The 20,893-nt window shown below is 40.9% G+C and carries 17 protein-coding genes; 8 read left to right on the top strand and 9 right to left on the bottom strand.

Annotation, left to right across the window (positions count from 1 at the left end):
* Positions 1 to 11 precede the first annotated feature (11 nt).
* Together BM736_RS00485 and BM736_RS00480 are read right to left on the bottom strand one after the other, a co-directional pair.
* Positions 12 to 3,803 carry a methyl-accepting chemotaxis protein gene (locus BM736_RS00485; RefSeq protein ID WP_076407476.1) on the bottom strand — a complete coding sequence of 1,264 codons (3,792 nt, stop codon included), beginning with the start codon at positions 3,801 to 3,803 and terminating at the stop codon, positions 12 to 14.
* 397 nt (positions 3,804 to 4,200) lie between these two features.
* The gene (locus BM736_RS00480; protein WP_076407475.1) at positions 4,201 to 4,764 is read right to left on the bottom strand and encodes a GNAT family N-acetyltransferase; all 564 of its coding nucleotides are present in this window, start codon (positions 4,762 to 4,764) and stop codon (positions 4,201 to 4,203) included.
* A gap of 286 nt (positions 4,765 to 5,050) precedes the next feature.
* Here BM736_RS00480 and BM736_RS00475 point away from each other — a divergent pair, with 286 nt between their 5' ends.
* The gene (locus tag BM736_RS00475; protein ID WP_076407474.1) at positions 5,051 to 6,583 is read left to right on the top strand and encodes an MFS transporter; all 1,533 of its coding nucleotides are present in this window, start codon (positions 5,051 to 5,053) and stop codon (positions 6,581 to 6,583) included.
* A gap of 85 nt (positions 6,584 to 6,668) precedes the next feature.
* Here BM736_RS00475 and BM736_RS00470 read toward each other — a convergent pair whose 3' ends face one another.
* From BM736_RS00470 to BM736_RS00455, 4 genes are all read right to left on the bottom strand, one after another.
* Positions 6,669 to 8,705, bottom strand: a complete 2,037-nt coding sequence (locus BM736_RS00470; RefSeq protein WP_076407473.1) for an EAL domain-containing protein — start codon at positions 8,703 to 8,705, stop codon at positions 6,669 to 6,671.
* Positions 8,706 to 8,958: 253 nt separating this feature from the next.
* Positions 8,959 to 9,540, bottom strand: coding sequence for a GPR1/FUN34/YaaH family transporter (locus BM736_RS00465; protein WP_076407472.1), 582 nt, complete (start codon positions 9,538 to 9,540; stop codon positions 8,959 to 8,961).
* 628 nt (positions 9,541 to 10,168) lie between these two features.
* On the bottom strand, positions 10,169 to 10,870 hold the full coding sequence (locus BM736_RS00460) for a pseudouridine synthase (protein ID WP_076407471.1): 702 nt from the start codon (positions 10,868 to 10,870) through the stop codon (positions 10,169 to 10,171).
* 37 nt (positions 10,871 to 10,907) lie between these two features.
* Complete coding sequence (locus BM736_RS00455) at positions 10,908 to 11,534, bottom strand: metalloregulator ArsR/SmtB family transcription factor (protein ID WP_076407470.1); 627 nt, start codon at positions 11,532 to 11,534, stop codon at positions 10,908 to 10,910.
* A 138-nt stretch (positions 11,535 to 11,672) separates the two neighbouring features.
* On the opposite strand from BM736_RS00455, the gene BM736_RS00450 reads away from it, so the two are divergent.
* Together BM736_RS00450 and BM736_RS00445 are read left to right on the top strand one after the other, a co-directional pair.
* Positions 11,673 to 12,293: an NAD(P)H-dependent oxidoreductase gene (locus BM736_RS00450; protein WP_076407469.1), complete on the top strand. Its 621-nt coding sequence runs from the start codon at positions 11,673 to 11,675 to the stop codon at positions 12,291 to 12,293.
* Positions 12,294 to 12,369: 76 nt separating this feature from the next.
* Positions 12,370 to 12,789: a VOC family protein gene (locus BM736_RS00445; protein ID WP_076407468.1), complete on the top strand. Its 420-nt coding sequence runs from the start codon at positions 12,370 to 12,372 to the stop codon at positions 12,787 to 12,789.
* 191 nt (positions 12,790 to 12,980) lie between these two features.
* On the opposite strand, the gene BM736_RS00440 is transcribed toward BM736_RS00445, so the two are convergent.
* A complete protein-coding gene (locus tag BM736_RS00440) occupies positions 12,981 to 13,229 on the bottom strand; it encodes a hypothetical protein (RefSeq protein ID WP_076407467.1) in 249 nt (82 codons plus the stop codon).
* A 242-nt stretch (positions 13,230 to 13,471) separates the two neighbouring features.
* Positions 13,472 to 13,768 (bottom strand): DUF1971 domain-containing protein, encoded by a 297-nt coding sequence (locus BM736_RS00435; RefSeq protein ID WP_076407466.1) that lies wholly within the window; start codon positions 13,766 to 13,768, stop codon positions 13,472 to 13,474.
* 134 nt (positions 13,769 to 13,902) lie between these two features.
* On the opposite strand from BM736_RS00435, the gene BM736_RS00430 reads away from it, so the two are divergent.
* A complete protein-coding gene (locus BM736_RS00430; protein ID WP_076407465.1) occupies positions 13,903 to 14,379 on the top strand; it encodes a YcxB family protein in 477 nt (158 codons plus the stop codon).
* 125 nt (positions 14,380 to 14,504) lie between these two features.
* Here BM736_RS00430 and BM736_RS00425 read toward each other — a convergent pair whose 3' ends face one another.
* Positions 14,505 to 15,014, bottom strand: coding sequence for a GNAT family N-acetyltransferase (locus BM736_RS00425; protein ID WP_076407464.1), 510 nt, complete (start codon positions 15,012 to 15,014; stop codon positions 14,505 to 14,507).
* A gap of 197 nt (positions 15,015 to 15,211) precedes the next feature.
* On the opposite strand from BM736_RS00425, the gene BM736_RS00420 reads away from it, so the two are divergent.
* The 4 genes from BM736_RS00420 to BM736_RS00405 all read left to right on the top strand — a co-directional run bounded on the left by BM736_RS00420 (position 15,212) and on the right by BM736_RS00405 (position 20,870).
* Complete coding sequence (locus tag BM736_RS00420; RefSeq protein ID WP_076407463.1) at positions 15,212 to 18,007, top strand: PAS domain-containing hybrid sensor histidine kinase/response regulator; 2,796 nt, start codon at positions 15,212 to 15,214, stop codon at positions 18,005 to 18,007.
* Positions 18,008 to 18,079: 72 nt separating this feature from the next.
* Complete coding sequence (locus BM736_RS00415) at positions 18,080 to 18,427, top strand: Hpt domain-containing protein (protein ID WP_076407462.1); 348 nt, start codon at positions 18,080 to 18,082, stop codon at positions 18,425 to 18,427.
* Positions 18,417 to 19,631, top strand: a complete 1,215-nt coding sequence (locus BM736_RS00410; protein WP_076407461.1) for a response regulator — start codon at positions 18,417 to 18,419, stop codon at positions 19,629 to 19,631. The genes BM736_RS00415 and BM736_RS00410 overlap by 11 nt, the downstream gene beginning before the upstream one ends.
* 357 nt (positions 19,632 to 19,988) lie before the next feature.
* Positions 19,989 to 20,870, top strand: a complete 882-nt coding sequence (locus BM736_RS00405) for a MipA/OmpV family protein (RefSeq protein WP_076407460.1) — start codon at positions 19,989 to 19,991, stop codon at positions 20,868 to 20,870.
* Positions 20,871 to 20,893 lie beyond the last annotated feature (23 nt).

The following is a 20,893-nucleotide window of genomic DNA, read 5'->3' as shown; positions in this document are numbered from 1 at the left end:
AACAACGGGTATTACACAACTTTGAGCATCTGTGGTGACTGGGTCTGAAACCTCTCTATCAACTTGAGTAAGCTAGTAGCTTGCTGCTTCACATCACCGACATTTTGATTAAGGTTTTCGAGCATCGCTGCACTTTGCTGAATAGTGCTGTCGACATTCTCCATCGCTTCAGACACGTAGAGCACTTGGCTCTGCTGCTCTTTCATTGATAGCGTCACCTCATCGACATTATTCTTCACACCTTCGCTAGAGACGGTGATCTCTTTAAGCAATTGACCAGATTCAGTGACTAGGCCAGCTCCTGCATTCACTTTTTCAACAGAGTCATTGATAAGGTTGGATATCTCTTTAGCTGCATTAGCACTACGCTGGGCAAGATTTCTAACTTCACCTGCAACTACAGCAAAACCTCTACCTTGCTCGCCAGCTCTGGCGGCTTCTACAGCGGCATTGAGCGCAAGTAGATTAGTCTGAAATGCAATCTCGTCAATAACCCCTATGATGTTTGACATCTTAGCGCTAGATTGAGTAATGCCATTCATTGCTAAAATGACATCATCGACCACCCTCTCACCTTCAATAGCATATTTATGAGCTTGCACTGACATATTCGCCGACTGGTGGGCCTTTTCTAACGTACTATTGATAGACGATTGCATCTCAGTCATCGAGCTGGCAATACTTTCCACACTTGCAACTTGCTCATCGACCTGTTGATTGAGGCCAAATGTTTCATCCGAAGCTTCCTGAGTTTTATGATTAACCACATCTGCTGCACTACGGATCTCATCAATCATAGCGACAAGGTTATCAACCGTGCGGTTGATACTCTGCTTTAAGGCTGCATACTCCCCCTCTACCGCCATATTAAATGACTGTGACAGATTACCTCCCGCAACGGCTTCCATCACCTCTTTTGACTCATTGAGCGTTGCTTCGATTGCATCACAGGTTTGGTTAACAGCCCCAGACAATTGATTGAAGTCTCCATAAGTTTGAATTGTCACCCTTTGCTCCAGTTGGCCATGAGCTAAAGACTCCATCACTTGAGATATCGCCTTCACCACTTGATCGCAAGCAATTGCAGCAGAATTAACGCCTTGCTTTAAATCCAAAAGCTGCCCTTTAGCATCGACGGTAACGAGTTGGTCAAACTCACCTTCAGCAACTTTTTTCATTACATGAATGATGTTATCAATGACATCCTTAGTGCCAGACGCTGCCAAGTTAATACTCTGCTTCAACCTGGCTAAATCGCCTTTGGCATCTACTGAAACTTGATGACTAAAATCACCTTGAGCCAGTGACTCCATCACCTGAATAATTTCACGAACAATATCATCGGTGATTTTAGAGGCCGTATTGACACTATCTTTAATTTGAGCAAGTTGCCCTTTAGCATCACACTCCACTTGTTTACCGTAGACACCTTGCTGAATTTGTTGCATCACACAGCCGATCTCTGAGATCACCGTTTGTGTATTCATGATATTTTGATTAATAACGTGTTTAAATGTATCTAGCTCTCCGGCTACATCGACCTTAACCCTAACACTGTAGTCACCAGCTTCTAATTGCTGCATCACACCAGTCGCATCTTGAATAAAGCTCGCCATCCCTTCTGCCGTTTGGTTAATGGTCACTTTCAGGGTATCTAATTGCCCCTGGGCAGGTACATTCACGGCTTGAGTGAAATCCCCTTGCTGAATTGCATGCATCACTTGCACAATGTCATTAATAACCAGCTCTGTGTTTTCGATATTTTGATTAATGGCATGTTTAAACGTATCCAGCTCTCCGGCTACATCCACCTTAACCCTGACGCTATAATTCCCAGCCTCTAATTGCTGCATAACACCTGTGGTATCTTGAATAAAGTTCGCCATACCTTCTGCTGTCTGATTAACCGTATTTTTAAGTGTATGCAGCTGCCCCAGGGCGGGTACATTCACAAGTTGAGTAAAGTCCCCAAGTTGAATAGCTTGCATTACTCGGCCTATATCTTCGATAACTAATGCAGTGTTTTGAATATTTTGATTTATGACATGCTTGAACGTATTTAGCTCACCTGAGGTCTCCACTGAGACCCGAACGCTATAATCCCCAGCTTCAACACCTTGCATCACAGCTACCGCATTATCGATAAACATAGCGGTGCTTTGAGCTGTAGTATTTACCATGGTTTTCAGCTCGAGTAATTGCCCTTGAGCATTCACTTCAACTCTTTGAGTAAAGTCACCAAGCTCGATGGCTTTCATTACACGACCAATATCATCAATAGAGTCAGTAATGGATCGAGCTGAATCATTAATGGTGCATTTAAGATCATCCAGATCACCCGCCATCTCGGTATTGACTCTTCGTTTGAAGTTACCTTTTGCTAACTCTTCAACCGTTCCATTGATATCCTGCACCGCAGAGTCGAGCGAGCTTAGCATCTCATTAAGGGCTTTAGCCGCCTGACCAGTTTCATCAGCACTAGACACCTTAGTGCGCATTGAAAATCGCCATTGAGATTTCAAGTCGAGAATAAATGCCGACAAGTCTTGAATGGGCGATGCGATAGAGCGGCCGAATTTAATGGCAATTAACACCGTAAAAATTAATAACCCCAACATCATAAAGATAAATAACAATCTCAGTGAGGAGATGGCGGCATAAGCCTCCCCCGTACTTTGCTCAACAATTAAGGCCCATCGGCTGCCCATAACAATTAAGGGAGCATAAGCCGCGACAACTTCCTCTCCTTGATAGTTTGCACTTTCAATAAAACCTGATTCATTCGCTAAGGCTTTATCAACTTGGCGAGTACTGTTCTGAACATTACTGTAAGAATTAAAAGATTCCTTCACTGAGTATTTAGTGTCGAAGAAGCTATCGGAGCGCATCTTATGATCGCTACCGACCAGATAAGACTCACCCGTTTTACCTAATCCAAATGTCGAACTCATGACTTGCGATACTTGATCTAGCGGGAGCTGAAAAATTAATACACCTTGCAACTGCTCTCCATCAAAAATAGGACTGGCAATAAAGCTTGCTGGCGCTTCATAGGAGGGAGTGTAGGGAGCATAATCCACAAACACCGTAGACTTATTGGTAACAGCATTTCGATAAGCTTGTGCAAGTCCACTTGTCATATAGGGACCAGACTCTAAGTTCGTCGCATAATCCAGTTCCTTATAAACAGAGTAGACAACCTGATGGCTCTGCGCATCAATAAGAAAAATATCATAATATCCAAACTCAGAAACATAACTACTGAAGTCTTGATGGTACTGCTTATGGGCACGATCATAGAGAGTCGAGACGCCGTTATCAGTGAGTTTATCTTTCTCACCTAAAGGGTAAGGGTTCAAACTGATATAACTTGTTTGCAATGCAACGGCAACCTCAGAAAGCGATGATACTAAACCTGCATCATCAACTTTCTGTGCTGTGTCAGACAGATATTTAGCACCAAACTGATCTCGATAGTATTGCCTTAACGTATTCGTATTTAGCGCTTGATGCTCAGCTAAATATTGATGAAAGCCTTGGGAAAAACTATTAAGCGCATTCCGTGCCATGCCACTCCGACTCAAATTTTCTAACTGTGACTGCGCGGTATTGAAGTATTGACTAATAATACTCGTTTTCAGTTCTGCCACCGCAGTTAACGCTGATGATTTGTCATTGGATAAGGCTTGTGAGCTATTAAAAAGGGCTAGAGAAGCGATAATAATCGCTGGGGCGAGTCCAACAGCACAGAGAACAAACGTTAACTTTCTCGCTAGTGGCATATTATTAAAATAATGATTCATGTCCAGCCTCCATTCATGACACAGATAAACGTAAGCCCCATACTCCTTGGCGCTTGTCATTTTGACACATATCCGATTAACTATAGTTCAATAGGCTGAAGAGGAGATGTTAAAAAGCAAAAGGCAAAGATAAACCTACATCTCCCGTTTACATCGAGAGTAAAAGTCATTACTTTTCAGTCGGCTGCAACTCCTATAATATTTAAAACTATATAAATGATTATCCGTTATTGGACATTAGCTGTTTCTATTTGAGTTAATCATAATTTAAGACGTATATTAGTATAGRAATATGARTTGCMATCTATCCTGAACATRTCCTCTATTTCACYATTTTTGATAAAACCTGTCTTTTGATATGTAGGGRTCGCAGGCAAGCCATTGAACACGGGAAAAGTTACAGCTTCAGGCTCATATTGATATAGGAATATGAATTGCCATCTATCCTGAACATGTCCTCTATTTCACCATTTTTGATAAAACCKGTCTTTTGATAAAGAGCGATAGCAGGCAGATTATTAGACATCACCCAGAGATCAATCCATTGCAGCTCAGTTTCATCTCTTGCCCATGACACTATGGTTTTAATCAACTGTTTACCTAAACCTGTGCGTCTAGCATCATTATGTACTCCCATGCCTAATAGGGCTCTGTGCTCTGTATGAGCTTCGGCTAAGGGCCTTAAATCTATATGACCACAAATTTGCTTTTTCTCATCAGTAGCAATCCACAGTTTTCTCCAACCAGCATCGGGAAAATGAGTAGCCACTCCCTGAGAAAACCTCAGCTTCATCTGTTCAGACATAACAGAAACATCAGCCGACATTGGTTGAAACAGGGGAACGTCTCCTTGACCATTTTCTGCAATTTGCAGGCTTAGATACTCAAAGAAGTTATGTAGCTCATTCTCTGCTATGAACCTTATCTCTTTAGTCACTCTTCTTTCTTTATCAAGCTGCATTTTATCTATCCCTAAATTAAAACTGACACAATAAACAGTATCTTCAAACATAAGATTAACAACTGATAAAGACTAGCGATACTGCTGTTTAAATAAGTTTATGAGATTGGTTTTGGTGTTTTGCAGTAAATTAGGTAAAGTGTCGAGTGTTATCACAAGTGAACAACCTAAAAACAATCAAGATGTGCGTTTAAAACATTATAATTCAACATAGCCACATCATTAGTAGCAAGCTAACAAATATCATTAATAACAAGCTAATAATTATAATATTTAAAGGAAGAAGATGAGCGATTCCAAAGATGCTTATGCAGACAATGATCTGCGGGAAGTGAAACAACTGGGCATGTGGGCCTCTATTGCCAGTTTAAGTTATATTTTCTGGATAGTTGGCGGCATGGAGCTCGTTGAGCGCATTGCCTATTATGGTGTGAAAGCCAGTGCGGGTCTTTATGCTAAAGCACCTGTTTCAGAAGGCGGTCTTGGGATCAGCCTTAATGACTACGGTATCATTATCGCTATCTGGGCAATGATGCAGACTTTTATTCCTGTATTTACAGGTGGTATTTCAGACCGAGTCGGCTATAAGGAAACCATCTTCGCCTCAACCTTAATCAAGATTGCTGGTTACTTGGTCATGGCGTTCTTCCCAAGCTTTTACGGCTTCCTTTTCGGTGCAATATTACTCGCAGCGGGTACAGGGGTATTTAAACCCGGCATTCAAGGCACACTAGTATTGTCGACGGGTAGGCAAAACACCTCAATGGCTTGGGGTATCTTCTATCAGGTGGTCAATATTGGTGGATTCTTAGGTCCGCTAGTTGCAGTGCATATGCGTCAGCTATCATGGGATAATGTATTTTATGCTTGTGCTGCAATTATCTCTCTTAACTTCCTATTTTTACTCGCTTATAAAGAGCCGGGTAAAGAGGAACGTTTAGAACGTAACCGTAAAATTAAAGCCGGTGAAATCCATCAAGAGGTGCTTTGGAAAGATGCTTGGCATGAGTTAAAAAAGCCAATTGTTATCTACTACATGCTCGTTTTCGCAGGTTTCTGGTTTCTATTTAACTCTCTATTTGATGTATTACCCATCCATATTGCCGAATGGGTAGATACTAGCGTGATTGTTACCTCACTGTTTGGTCCAGAGGGGACCTCCAACGGAATATTACAGTTCTGGCTAGGACTTGATAACACAGGTACAAAAGTGATGCCTGAGGGTATGCTCAACCTCAATGCGGGTATGATCATGACCTCCTGTTTCCTTGTTGCAGCCCTTACAGCTAAATACCGCATTACAACAGCTATGTTAGGTGGCTGCTTACTGAGTATTTTGGCATTTTTCCTTATTGGCGCGACTAATGCTGCTTGGATGATGGTACTGGCGATTGCTATGTTCTCATTCGGTGAGATGATGATTAGCCCGAAAAAGAATGAGTTTATGGGCAATATCGCACCTGAAGGTAAAAAAGCCATGTATCTAGGCTTTGTTATGTTGCCTCAAGGTATAGGCTGGACACTTGAAGGATACTTTGGCCCTAAACTCTATGAGATTTATGCATCGAAAGAGATCTTCTCATTGGAACTACTCGCTCAGCGTGGCATGAGCGCCAGCGACGTGAGTGCAATTCCTCAGGGTGAAGCCTTTACGACACTTGTAGCCTACACAGGCGAACCAGCACAAGAGCTAACGACCTTGCTCTACAATACTCATAATATTGGTATGGCTTGGTATATCATTGCTGCTATCGGCACTATCTCTGCCGTAGGTATCTACCTATACGGAAAGTGGCTACTCAAGCTGCAAAGAAGCTAAGCAAGTATCGTTAAGTTTAAGCGAAAGCTAGAACAAGCTATAAAATAAAAGGGGCTTCGCCCCTTTTTTCAAACTTCCCTACAGATTAATGGGACTCACTAGCTTTTACGCCTAACAGTGATGATAATATTGCGTAACGCTTCGCCTCCTGGCGAGGCAGCGCTTTAGCGTAAAGCCAACCTTGAACATAATCCACACCACTTTGCTTTATAAATTCAACTTCAGCGACTGTTTCAACCCCTTCAGCAACGAGTGAAAAACCTAAGCTTTGACACAACATACAAGTATGTCTATATAGCGTCTTCCCTTTATCATGGGTAATATTCTCTAAGATACTTCTATCTAATTTGACGCCATCAATATTAATGCGGCTCAATAAACTGATACTCGAAAAACCTGTGCCAAAGTCATCGAGCAAAAACCTAAAGCCATAGCTTCGCAAGTTAGCAATCGACGATTCAACATGTTCTAAATCATGCATAAATGCAGATTCCAATACTTCAATCTCGACTTTATCAGCGACCTCGCCAAGCTTATCGATGAGTAGCGCTTGAGTTTGGCTGTCTAAAATATTATTGGGATTTAAGTTGATACTTACAGTTGGGAAAAACTCTTCTGCTTGCCATCGAGACAGATCCATAGCAAGGGTATTAATTACAAAATGGTCAATGAGCTTGGCATAACCTGCCTGCTCAAACTCCTGAATAAAGTAGGGGCCAACCACCTCACCGGACTCACGCTTTAACCTTATCAAGGCTTCAAAGCCAACGACCTTATTGGTAGATACCTCTATCTTAGGCTGATAGTAGAGCAACAACTCGCCATTAAGTACCTCCTTGAGTGTTTTCTCAAGGTTCCTATTGGCAGCTAATACTGCTGATTGCTGCCGACTATAATTTCTCTCCGAAATACGTTCCATATCATTTTGCAATTTCACTTTATTCACTAAATCATGCTCAAAAGCCTTATTGGCCTTCAATAAGTTGAACTGCTTAACGAAGGGAAGATAGATAAATACTCCCATAATAATAAGTAAAAACTGAAAACCAACCACAGTAAAATTCCCACTTGCAATATAGCCATTTAACAGTGCCGGTGTTACCCAAGGAAATGATCCACCTGTAAAATCAAGTATGCCTGATGAGATAGCTAGATAGGCAAGCGAGGTATTTAATATAGGCAGTAATACAAAGGGCAGAATGAGCTTAGGGTTGAAGATAATAGGCAAGCCATAGATTAGGATTTCATTGATATTAAATAGGGTAAAAGGCAAAGAGAGCTTGGCAATATTCAACGAGTTGTGATCTTTAGAAAATACAAAAATAGCGATCACTAAAGAGAGCGTTGAACCACTGCCCCCAAAGAGAACAAACAGATCCATAAACTGAGAGATTGTTAGGTTAGGTATTAGCTCCTGTAAGCCATTATCAGCACCAACAATCATCATATAAGCAATATCGCCATGAACGCCAAAGCACCACAAGGTATGGGTCATCAACACCCTAATAAATAACTGAACAACTGAGCTAGAGTCAGTCAAGGCAAGAAATAAAGGCTGAAAAATCATTTCTAGTAAATATGTAGCTCCATAGACAAAGCAAGACACAAAAAAGAAACAGAAAAGCATTGGAATAACTAAATTTAGGTGCGACTTAAGGTAGCTGCTTAAACTGGTACTAGTGACGATTTTCAAGCGTTCAATAGAGACTGTAAATTTAAGCAGGTATGCAGTAATAATAGGTAAGAGTAAAACTCTGGGGTCGCTAAACATCTCATTAAACTGTTCTACACTCTCCAACGGCACTGAAGGGTTAATATGCAGTGCCATCAAAGAACCAATGGATATTGATGCTACAACCACAGCTGAAACATTGAGGTATTTGGCAAAATGAAATGAGAGCGACAAGATAGCAAGCAAAGGAAACAAGCTGAGTAAGCTTTCGATAAACAAGGTGAGCCATACATAAACTTGGCCCTCTAGCCAAACTGGATGCCATAAGTTAACGAGCGCTAGAACTAGGGCCATAAATGAATTAACGAACAGGAATGGCAGCAGGGCTATAAAGGATTCCCTTACAGCGATAAGAAAGGTACGCTCAACGGACTGCCAAGCACTGGGCATAAAATGCCTTAAGATAAGTATAATTACACTTAACTTAGCTCAAAAGTGGCTATTTTTCCAAAGCACTGAGTGTCCCTCCCCTCAAACGACAACATGGCAACCAATTGAATGAAAAGGTTAAACTGATTTATCACTCTTAAGTGCTTTTCTAAATAATCAAGGAGCGAACATGCAGGTTTCGCTGGGGTGTCGATTAATAATTGAGAGAAGCGGCTAAGCTCCTCTCAACAAAATAAAACTATTTATCAATCTATTAATCTTTGCTCAATTCACCAACAGGTAAAATAGTACGGCCATATTCAGCATTTAACACCTGAGCCATAGCAAAATAGATAGCGCTCGCGCCACAAAAAATCCCTTCGATACCAGCAATGGTTCCTATTAGTTCACTACCAGTAAAATCTCTTGCTGCAAGCAGAAAGAATAGAATGGTAAGCGAGCCAAAAACTACCTGCTTAGCACGTGGGTAACGCAATGAGCCAATAAACATAAAGCCTGTGAAAATCCCCCACAATGTTAGGTACCACCCCATAAATCCTGCGGAACTTGGCTCAGAAAGCCCCATTTTAGGCATCACTAACAGGCCAACTAAGGTCAACCAAAACAAGCCGTATGAGGTAAATGCTGTTGTGCCGAAAGTATCACCACGCTTAAAACACATCAAGCCAACTAGCACTTGACCGATACCACCATAAAATATCCCCATAGCCAATATCATTGAGTCAATCGGAAAGAAGCCGGCATTGTGAATATTCAACAGGACAGTGGTCATACCGAATCCCATCAAACCAAGTGGAGCGGGATTTGCGAGAGAGTTTGTAAGCTGTGTAGACATTGAATTCCCCTACAGGAAGTAATCAATAGAATAGGTAGCAACGAGGGTATCGTCGCACTAGATTAACTTTGGTTAATCTTAGCGACGCGGATTCTAGTGCAAGCACTTAGGCCAAGCAAATCTACAATTACAACTTACACAGCGCAGCAATCCCCATAAAAAATCAAGAATTACACTTTAGTTTCAAATGATTACAAAGGTAAAAAACGAGACTTTACTTTAACCAACAGCGGCAAACAACTCACCTCACATTTAGGTGATCAATTGAGACACTCCTCACACACTTAAGCAGTTATTACTTTAGCCATTACTGATAGCTGCGAGGCTCAGGCATAGATTATCGATCTCGATCACAGAATTGAGCTTTACCTATTTTTTAAACCTCAAAGCCAAAAAAGGAGCCCTAAGGCACCTAAAATACTCAAATTACATGACACGGCAGAGGGTAAAGCGCTATCTCGCGATAAAAAAAAGCATGACCCAGAGCTGTCAACGTTAATTTATGGTGTCAATATTAGTGATAGCCCAAGTTGATGAATACCGAATGAGTCAGCAGGTGAGCCAGGATATCTAATGACTAATAACTAATAAGCAGCGGCCTTGGGCCTTGCTGTTAAATAGCTCGCCTCTATAGCAATATTTCTTGCTGAGTTAAGGTTCGGCTCATTCCCGGTGTCAATTGAGGATCGAGTATGATGTTTCCCACTGAAATTCGATGTAAGCCTATAACAGGATTACGAAAGCGACCAAACATTCGCTTAATCTGATGATACTTACCTTCGGTTAAAGTCACTTCAGCAATATGTTCAGAGATCAGCTCAAGCTGAGCTGGCTGAGTGGTAATATCTTCGAACTCAAAATAAAAGCCTTTAGCAAACGCCTCGATATAATCCTCACTGATCGCGTTTTTCAAGGTAACTCGATAACGTTTAGCCACCTTTGACTCCGGAGACATGAGTTTCTTGGACCACCGACCGTCATTAGTCAATAGTAGTAAACCCGATGTATTGAGATCAAGACGCCCAACAATATGTAACTCATCACTATCTTCGCGATCAAGCAGATCGATGACAGTCTTATGCTTATCATCTTTTGTCGCGCTAACCACGCCGACAGGTTTATGCAACATCACATAGCTTGGTCTGTTATCTTTAAGTACCTGTCCATCGCAGGTCACATGGGTAAACTCATCAACAGGAAGCTGAATATCTCTCGCAATCACACCGTCAACGAAAACTCGCCCCTTGGCTAGCATAAGGCGAACGTCTTTGCGGTTGATATTTAGCTCACTGCTTAGAAAACGGTCGAGCCTTGCACGTTTTGATTCCATAATCTGTCTATCGGTTCTTCCTAGTCAGTCAAGGTACTTAGATTTGAGTTAAGGGTGTGATTTTGTAAGCACAGCGCCTTGCGCCTTCTATAATGTGCTCCTCACGACTAACCTTGGCCTCCTTGCTTAAAATCGTCTGGAACAAGTTAAGCTCAGAGCGACAGAAGTTCAAACATTTGCTCGCTGCTGCGCAAATTGGACAGTGGTTCTCCATTAACCAAAACAAGTCTCCATCTTCAACAATTGTCGCCATGTAACCTTCGCGACTTCTGATCTCAGCAAGCGTATCAAGCTTTGATTTAAGGCTAGTCTTATCTTGTAAACTCGTTTGATAGAGTGAAAGTGATGCCTGCTCTCTATGGCTAATCAGCTTGTCTAACCCCGTATCACCAAACACTGTGATCACCGAATCGATCAGCTGTAGAGACAGCTCTTCGTGAGTATCAGAAAAATGACTATTACTTTGAGGTGTCAGCGACCAGTATCTTGTTGGACGCCCTCTAGCCGCTTTTTTGTCCTCAAAGATCACATCGCCATCATCCTCTAAACCTTGCATATGCTGACGTACACCCATGGTTGTTAAGGACAACTCACTCGCCAGTACTTTGGCAGTTAAAGGCCCTTGAACTTTTAGCAGTTGAATGATTCTTTCACTGGTTTTCATAAAATATCTCACCTTTAGCAGGCCTACTATTATTACTGAATCAGATATTAAGTAAACATTTTTATTTACTTTACCCTTTACAAACTTATGTAAAGCATTTACATTACAAAACACTTAATAAAGAAAAAGGTTTATTAAATGAAGTTACTCATCGTCAGTGGCAGCCAAAGAGAAAATTCACAAAGCGCTAAAGTGGCTAACTATATCGCTAAGCATTCATCTGAATTTAACGACATAAGCCATATTGAGCTTTGCCGTTACGACTTACCTTTTTGGGATGGTGAACAGGAGAGTAAATCAATGCAAAGCAGTCCATGGCCACTTATTAGCCAAAAAGTTCGCCGTGCAGATGCCTTGGTATTAATCACTCCAGAGTGGGGAGGAATGGCTTCGCCATTACTGAAAAACTTTCTTTTGATGTGTGATAACCAAGACACAGCCCATAAACCGGCATTATTAGTCTCAGTTGTCAGTGGGATTAGTGGGGCCTACCCTATTGCAGAGCTACGCATGAATGCGCTGAAAAACAATAAACTCGTCGCACTTCCTGATCATCTCATCATTCGTAATGTAAATGATGTGCTCAACACTTCCGAGCTAGACAATCCAGTGATAAAGGATAGAGATCAAGACCTAAGGCAAAGAATTAATTACAGCATGTATATGCTCAATCAATACAGTGAGGCACTCGCAGAGATCAGAACTAGACATGAGAACACCCCATACCCTAAACAACAAGAGTATTGCTACGGCATGTAGAAGACCATGAGCTTTCCTATAATGGAAAACAGTTAAATAATTAAACACGTTCTAATAGGAACAATAGGAGTGAGTTATGTTACATCTGGAACATCTGAATTTAGTAGTGGAAGATATCCCAACGACGCTAAAATTCTATCAAGCAGCTTTTCCGCACTGGTCAGTAAGGGGTGGAGGCGAAGGAGTATGGCACGGAAAGCCACGTAACTGGGTACATTTTGGTGATGACTATCAATACCTCACTTTTAACGACGATGGAGTCGGTCAAAATCGAGACCTTACTGGTCACCAGGTTGGTTTAGCTCACTTTGCCTTTGTTACCAGTAATATTGATGCAGTGATCGAACGTTTAGCTCAGGCTGGATTTTTAGCAGACAAAGATGGCGCTATCGATGAGTTTAGAAAAAATGTTTATTATCTAGACCCAAATGGATATGAAGTGGAATTTGTGCAATACCTGAGTGATATCCCCTCACAGAGAAATCGATATGAATAGCACGCAGCTTTGAGCCCGAGGTTTGAGTCTATTTATCTTAAAAGTATTGAGCTTGATCACCTCAATCTTTCCCTCTTGCCAGCACAACTCAAAAGTAGAAATTAACATGTCATAAAGCACAAAACAGATAACATAACTAAGTAGACAGTATAATCAATCTGCTGATACAGCTTTGTTTTCTATGAGCAAAATTACTTTAGCCAGACAATCAAAGCTAACAAGATTAAATAGAAAAAGAATCCAGATATATAGGCTGAAAAAAAGTCATTCTTTGCCAAACGTTTTTCATTACTAAATACATGGGGAACAAAAAGGGGCTTTTTTACTTGCCCAAATGAAACAACCCTTAATACTAGAGCACCCGTTGTATATAAAATAAAAGACAATAATAGGTCCCAGAAAAACCAGAAGAACAGTTCGGCTATGCTTCCAATTAACATACCTTCTCCTTACTCGTTTCTTCCTTGAATACTGCTAGGCTAGTCACTTTTATATATGTTTAGCCAAATTTCTAGATTAAAAAATGCACCAATACAATCAGATGCGAGAATTGTGGATGAGCTTCCACTCTACCTTTTAACCTTGTGAATGTCATGTTAAGAATTGTTAACCGCAGGTATATTGTACATATCACAGTTCATTCTGAATGGCTGATTAAAAAACACTCCCCCACTTAGAGATACTAAACCTTCTTAAAAAAATGAATTTCAAACTCGGTGTCATCAGTTAGAGGCTCTATTCTATGCCAGTAATAGGGGTGGGATATGGCGGTTTCATTCTGTTTAACTCTTACCTGCTTATCTGTTTTTGTATGATTATCGCAATAACCATAAAATGCCAGCTCTCCATGTAAAACATGGACCTGCTCGTAAAACCCTGGCTTAGTGATATGAGGTTCAAGCAGCGCTGCTGGCGTTGAGGTTTTGGTAAACACCTTTGTCGACTTGTAGCTTACATAGCCTTTTGGAACACAAGACATTAGCTTTTCTCTTAAATACCATAATCTGATTTTAAGTTTAGCCAGCATCTGCACAAATTACCTAGATTGAATAGCTGAAAACTCTGTTTATCCGTTAAACTAGGGAAAATTACAATCACAGCCACAATGAATTAATGAAAGAGCCATTTAGCTACACCACCAACTACATTTTAGATAAACAGCATTTCAATGAATGTTTCGATGAGTCTGTGACCCTCGATTTTTCAGTAAAAGCCTATGCCAAGGCAATCGGCTTCTTCCTGATAGGCGTTGCATTGCTACTCACATATACAAACGCTTATGCATCCTGGTTTCTCGTAGGCTTAGGCGTTTTAGAGGCATTTCACGTCAAATTTAAAAAAACGTGGTGGCTGTGGCGTCAGATGATGAGCAAGGCGGCAGGTAATGAAGTCAGCCTAACTGTCAATGAAGAGGGAGTGATAACTCACTCTCTCTATGTCGACAGTAAGATTAATTGGCATGACACCAATGAAATCACTGTCACTAAACAGGGCTTCTTGATTAAACACTCGGGAGGAACCAGTTACCTTTCGAAGCGCCCTCTCAACAGTGAAGCTATCGATTTTATTATAGAAAAGTCTGGCTCTTAGACGGTACAAGGACTCAGTTAAAGCTGAGCCCTTGCTCATTTCTGGTGAGCTAAAGCAATTGCTTATGCTGAACATTTCAATCAGCTAATACTCTGAGCATTAGCGCTGAATATGCTCTTTGAGAGTTAATCTTTTACGCTTGCCATCATAAAGACATCGACATATTCACCAGCACGAAATGCATAGTCTCGAGCTTCCCCCTCAATAACAAAGCCATTTCGTTTATAAAGGGCAATGGCGGCGTGATTATCGGTATAAACCTCCAGCTCAATCCTTCTAATCGCTAACCAGTTATAAGCGAGCTCTATTACAGCCTTGAGCATAGCTTCGCCGACTCCCCGACCGCGGAATTTTTCATCGACCCCCATGCCTATATTAGCCACATGCTTACGCCTCGGGCTCGACATCACCTCCATACCAATTTGCCCGACGACTTGATTGTCAATAACGGCGACTAAACTATGGCTATTTTCAGGAAGGTCACTCAAGCGCTTTTGCCAAAGCGCTATCGATGGATATGGATGTTGTAAGGTTCCACTATAACAAGAACGCTGTGAGTAGATACCGTGTATTGCAGCGATATCATCAGCGTGACTATGGCGAACCTCTATCTCTCCTTGTACCTCAAAATCCATATTAAACTCCAATAATCATTCACACCCAAAAGATAACTTTACACACTTTTTTTTATGATTGTAAAAAGGTTTTCATATCAATCGAGATCAAAAAAGCGGTAGATAATTTAAATAAAATGCCTTATAGCAAGGTGAATTTTTTTATAGCGGCTAGGCTTAATCATAATAAGCCCCACTTTTAGAGAGTACAAAAGGATATGTACGATTACTCAGCATTGAATGCGACTCCTTTTCCCATTTTAGTGTGTAATAGACTCGGTGGAATTGTTTTTATAAATCAATGTTTCACAGAGACATTCCATACTTCTGATGCCTCTTTAAACGATATGATGGCGCATACAATCTTTAATTTTTTCGATATTGAAGCTAAGTCATGTCATCGTATTTTTTTACAGCACCTCGTTAATCAAGATAACTTTCTCTCATACTTAATTTTAGGCCCAAACAAATACAGCGTTAACGTAGCAATCAGTGCAAGCTTAAGCTCTCCCGATGAATACTGTTTAGCCGTGAACACCTGTCACGAATCTCAGATAAAAAGCAACTTAATCAGGAATAAGCTGCATAGATTAAACCACGCAATGAAAGGAGCCGATATAGGGACTTGGGAATATACCCCGCAATCAGCACGCAGTTATTTCTCCTTAAAATTAAAATCCCTCATTGGTGTAAAACTTGATACTCAACTCTGCTGGCAACAATTTAAAGCATTAGCCGTCGAAAAAGATCGTTATAAATTTAATCAATTAAATGAAAAAGATATCACTCCAGGCTCTCAGATCAATTTTGAGTATCGAATTTTTAAGGAAGGGAAAGAGCACTGGTACAAACTCAACAGTGAAGCATTTCTCTCAGATGGTGAGCTATTAACGATTACTGGTTCACTAATTGATTGCACAGAGGAGAAAGAAAACGATTTAGCACTCCGAGATGCTATTGAATCAAAAGTGTTGGCTCTCGATGCCGGTAATATAGGAAACTGGCGTGCAGAGCTAGATACTGAGCAAGTATGGAAATGGAACTGGGATGAAAGAGCTAATGATATGTTTGCGCTTAACCCTGAAGATATTGGTAACTTACAAAGATGGGTAGACCGGCTTCATCCACAAGACTCTGAAGAAGTTTTAGCCGCTGTCGAGCATTCGCTAACGACTGGCACCCCCTTCAGTATGCAGTACCGTACAATCCTGCCTGATGGAGAGGTCAAATACATTCTGGGAAAAGGCAAGGTAGGCAAAGATAGAAAAAATAATATATCTAGAATTGATGGGGTCTGTATTGACCAATCGCCTATATTTGTCGCTCAAAAAGAGCTAGAAGAGATCAATAATGAGCTCGAGGAGAGAGTAAACCTCAGAACTTTAGAGCTGCAACAAGCAAAAGAGAGAGCCGAACAAGCCAATCAGACCAAGAGTGAGTTTCTTTCCATGATGAGCCATGAATTAAGAACGCCAATGAATGCCGTTCTCGGCTCTTTAGACTTACTCACCTTATCCAAACAGACACCAGAATCTACTGAGCTCATTGAAACTGCAGCCACATCGGCAAATAATTTAATTGCCATTCTTAACGACATACTCGACATCAATAAAATTGAGGCAGGGAAAATACAACTAGAGGAGCGGGATTACTCCATTGCTGAAACCATAGATAATGTTGTAAAAATATTTCTGCCAGTAGCCAATAAGAAGCAAATTTCACTGCATATTGAAGAGGATCCTAACATTCCAAGGTTTATGGAAGGGGATGCCCTTAGAGTCAGGCAGATACTGTTTAACTTGCTTGGTAACGCTATAAAGTTCACCTCCACAGATAGCAATAAAAGAGGCCAAGTCAGGCTAAAGGCTGAAGTCGTTGAACACAATAATATCGTCTATCGCATCGCGTTCAGCATCTCAGATAACGGAATAGGTATTGATAAACAGACACAAAAAAAACTCTTTACCCCATTCACACAAGCCCAGCGTTCTACCACTAGAAAATACGGTGGCACAGGCCTAGGTCTGGCCATATGCGGTAAGCTAACCAATTTAATGGGGGGGGCGATTGAACTTTCAAGCTCACCAGAGGTGGGTTCAACATTTCGTGTTGAGCTACCTTTCTGGTATTCAAAGACTCCGCAACCAGATGACAGTTACCACCTTAGTGCCTCCAAAATTGCCATCGTTCAACTCGAGAAGCAGGCCGATCAACGCCAGCTCAATATTAAACGACATCTCGAGAGTGAAAAAGCGATAGTTACTGTATCTAAGATTGATAATATCAGCTCAACGGTCAGCTCTAGTGATGCCGTACTCTTGTTAGTTAATGATATTGAACGTCATCAACAATCACTCATCGATATCTACCAGAGCTACCAGCAATCCCCTAACCTTATAATTGGTGTTGATGCTTCTCAAATGAGCCAAGCAAGAAAGCTCATGCCACAAGCGACTTTAATATCAATAGAACCTATGACCCGTTGTCAGCTGATTGCATCCCTAAAGAAGGTTATCGACAAAGAGCTCTGTTTAGATCTCGATGAGTTAGAGACAGATACCCTCCCCCCAACCTCTCCGAATTCAGCAAATTGCCAGTCGCTAAGTGACATTCTCGTGGTAGAAGATAACCCATTAAACCAAAAGTTGATTGCTAAGCAACTCGCCGCTTTAGGCTACCAGTGTGATCTAGCTGATGATGGGGTGCATGGTATTGAAAGGTGGCTGTCAGCAGACTATAAAATTATCTTAACTGACTGCCATATGCCAAATCTTGATGGCTACCACATGACAAAAAAAATTAGGGGAATTGAGCAGGAACAAAACAAAGAGTCTATTCCAATTGTGGCCATAACAGGTGCAGCAATGGCTGGTGACGCAGAGCATTGTTACTCCACGGGTATGAATGACTTTGTCAGTAAACCTATAGTACTTAAAGACCTAAAAAAAGTGATGAACAAATGGTATTTACAGCGCTCTGCTGCCACAGAGTTTCATGAGGAATATGATATTTAAACTAACAAGCACGCACTTTTTTACTCGTGCTATTTGACGAGAAAGCTAAAGGAATAGACAGGTGGGATAGATATGAATGAAGGGAATCAACAGATCTTAAATCGAAATGTCATGATTGAGCTCATTGGAGATGAACCTGAGCTAATAAGACAGTTTGAGATTGATTTTTTAAAGCAGGCAAAATCCTCTTTGCAAAAAATTGCAGATCTCTATAACAGAAGTAAATTCAGTGATATCAAAGAGGAAGCTCACTTTCTCAAAACCTCTGCAAAAGCGGTCGGAGCCGAGCAAGTATCACACCTGTTACAAACATTAGAAGAGTCAGGAAATGAGCTCAATAAACCTGAATGCAGAGAGCTTATCTTAAATATTAAAGTTGCCTTACAGCAGATACATGGGGTAATAGCTAATGAAAAATAACGTCAAAATTGCTTGCCGGCAGCCTAAGGTGATCATGATCTATGAAAATGAAGATGATATTCTTGGCGCTGCAAGTATTATTGCCGATCAAGTCGATGAATATCGAACTGTGCTGCTCAACAGCGAGATCGGTGAAAAAATCAAAATAATTAAACCATCAGTGATCCTATTTGCACTCTCAAGTGTTCAAAGAAGCATCGAGCTATATACGAAACTCATTCAAGACACACACTTAAACTACCCTCACTACGGCATTCTGCTATGCAAGAACAGAGAGTCAGGAGTCGCTTTCAGAAGTTGTATCAAAGGTTTATTCGACAACTACTTTGTTTATCAACCACTTTATGAAAAATTTCGTCTAAAAATGATTGTCCACAATGGATTGATGGTCAGCCAATCAGCAGAGCAGTATAGAGGGTTAAATGATGAGCAATTTGAATATGTCAACGATGAGTTAGCGAGCCTCATTGACTCTGGAGGTCAGTGTAAACAGTCTTTATTAGATTCAATAGCTAAGTGCAAACAAGATATTACGGACTCTCAAACTAACCTAATAGAAGATACTAAAACGACTAAAATCACATCCAAAGCAATGATAGAGAAGATAAATAAGACACACATTGAACCACTTCTTGCAGAACTTGAGACAAATATAAAAACAGGCCTAGATGACATGATACAGCAGCTGTTATCTAAGCAAATTGGGCTTAAAGAACTAGAAAGTAAAGCCATTGAATTAAACAGTGTAAAACTCCCTAGCGCCGCAACAATTGCAGAAGCAATAACAGGTGAGAACAGCGTAATAGATAAAGCCACTAAAGCCAGCGATAGTGAAAATAAGGCGAAAAGAATACTCGTCGTCGAAGATAATCAAATTTACCGAGATATGTTAGTCAGAGTGTTAGCTAAAGAAGACTATCAAGTTGATGATGTAGGAGATGGACTCAGTGCTCTGAAAAAAATACGCGCTAACCAATATTCATTAATTTTGATGGATCTATTTATGCCAAACCTTGATGGTATCAATACCACCAAGCAGATAAAGACCATTAATGGTGGCGAAGAAGTACCTGTAATTGCATTAACAGGTAATAAAAATAAAGAACTCATTAAAAAGTGGGCCGAACAAGGCCTGCAAGGATATATTTTAAAGCCATCAACCAAAAATGAAATTTTAGAAGCTGTACATAAAACAGCGATTTAAGTCCAAAGCACGCTTTAGGTGTGCAGTGAACGACTCATCATCTTTGAAGTGCAGCTATGTTTGTGAGCATTTCGAAGAGATTGTTGAGTAATCAATGAGAGCTGTCCGAAACGACTGCTTAATACGGACTCTGAGATAGGTTGAACACACGAGATAGAAACAGGGACAAAACACGACCGCAACAAAATACATAAAAACTGTTTTCACAACAGGTGTTCGTGTAAACACTACCCCCACAAATGAAGCGCCGCTGTATCATTTTGCATCAGTTAGCGTTAAAAAACTACCTAAACGAACCACAGATGATACTCTGTTACTTATTATGTTAATTCTGTGATGAGTATATAAACGGGCAACATGAAAAAGCTTAGAGCAATACTGCTAACATGCATCCTATTTCCCCTTTTTGCTTGGGCAGACACTGTCGACTCTTGCGGCACTGAATATGAGTGTATCGAAATCGGCAGATGGGATGTAGGCCTAGCATTCGGCTACGGCTCTCGCAGTAATCCTCTTAAAGATTATGATGATATTCCTATCTATTTAGCTCCGACCTTTGCTTATTACGGTGATTCTTGGTATTTCGACAACGGTAATATCGGTTACACCTTAGCCGAAGATGAAAGATATACCATAAACCTGACCACCAGCTTTAGTACTGACAGTGCTTTCTTTCATCGTTGGGATCCCTCTAACATATTTCTTACAAGCACGAATAAATTCGAGCCCGGCGTCTTATCAAGATCGATTCAACCAACATTGATGGGCGAAGAGCCAACGACACTGAATATCGATGAACTGGGAAGCCGTAACTTTACCTACCTTGGTGGCGTTGAAGCCTATATTTATACGCGAGTAGGCATAGTTAATCTCTCTTTGACACATGATCTTCTCAATGTTCACCAAGGTACTGAAGCATCATTAAAGTGGCTTTATAACCTTGCTATAGATGAGTGGAACTTTGAATTAGCGCTTGTCTTCGACTGGAAGAGTGAAGAGGTTGTTGACTATTATTACGGTATTCGGCCTTCAGAGAATGCGTATTGGAGCGAAAACTACAAAGCGGAGTCTGCGCTCAATACGGGGATAGAGCTCACGAGTCATTATGTGCTTTCCGATCATTGGAAATTACTGTTTCTTGCCAGATACACGCAAATTGCTGACGAAATAGTTGCAAGTCCACTGCTTAATGAAGATTATACCAGTACCTTTTTTGTTGGCACAGCCTATAGGTTTTAATACGTGTGTTAATTCAGGTACTT

Source organism: Shewanella sp. UCD-KL12, from assembly GCF_001957125.1.
Taxonomy (GTDB): Bacteria; Pseudomonadota; Gammaproteobacteria; order Enterobacterales; family Shewanellaceae; genus Shewanella.
This window is presented reverse-complemented; position numbering and strand designations above follow the sequence as displayed.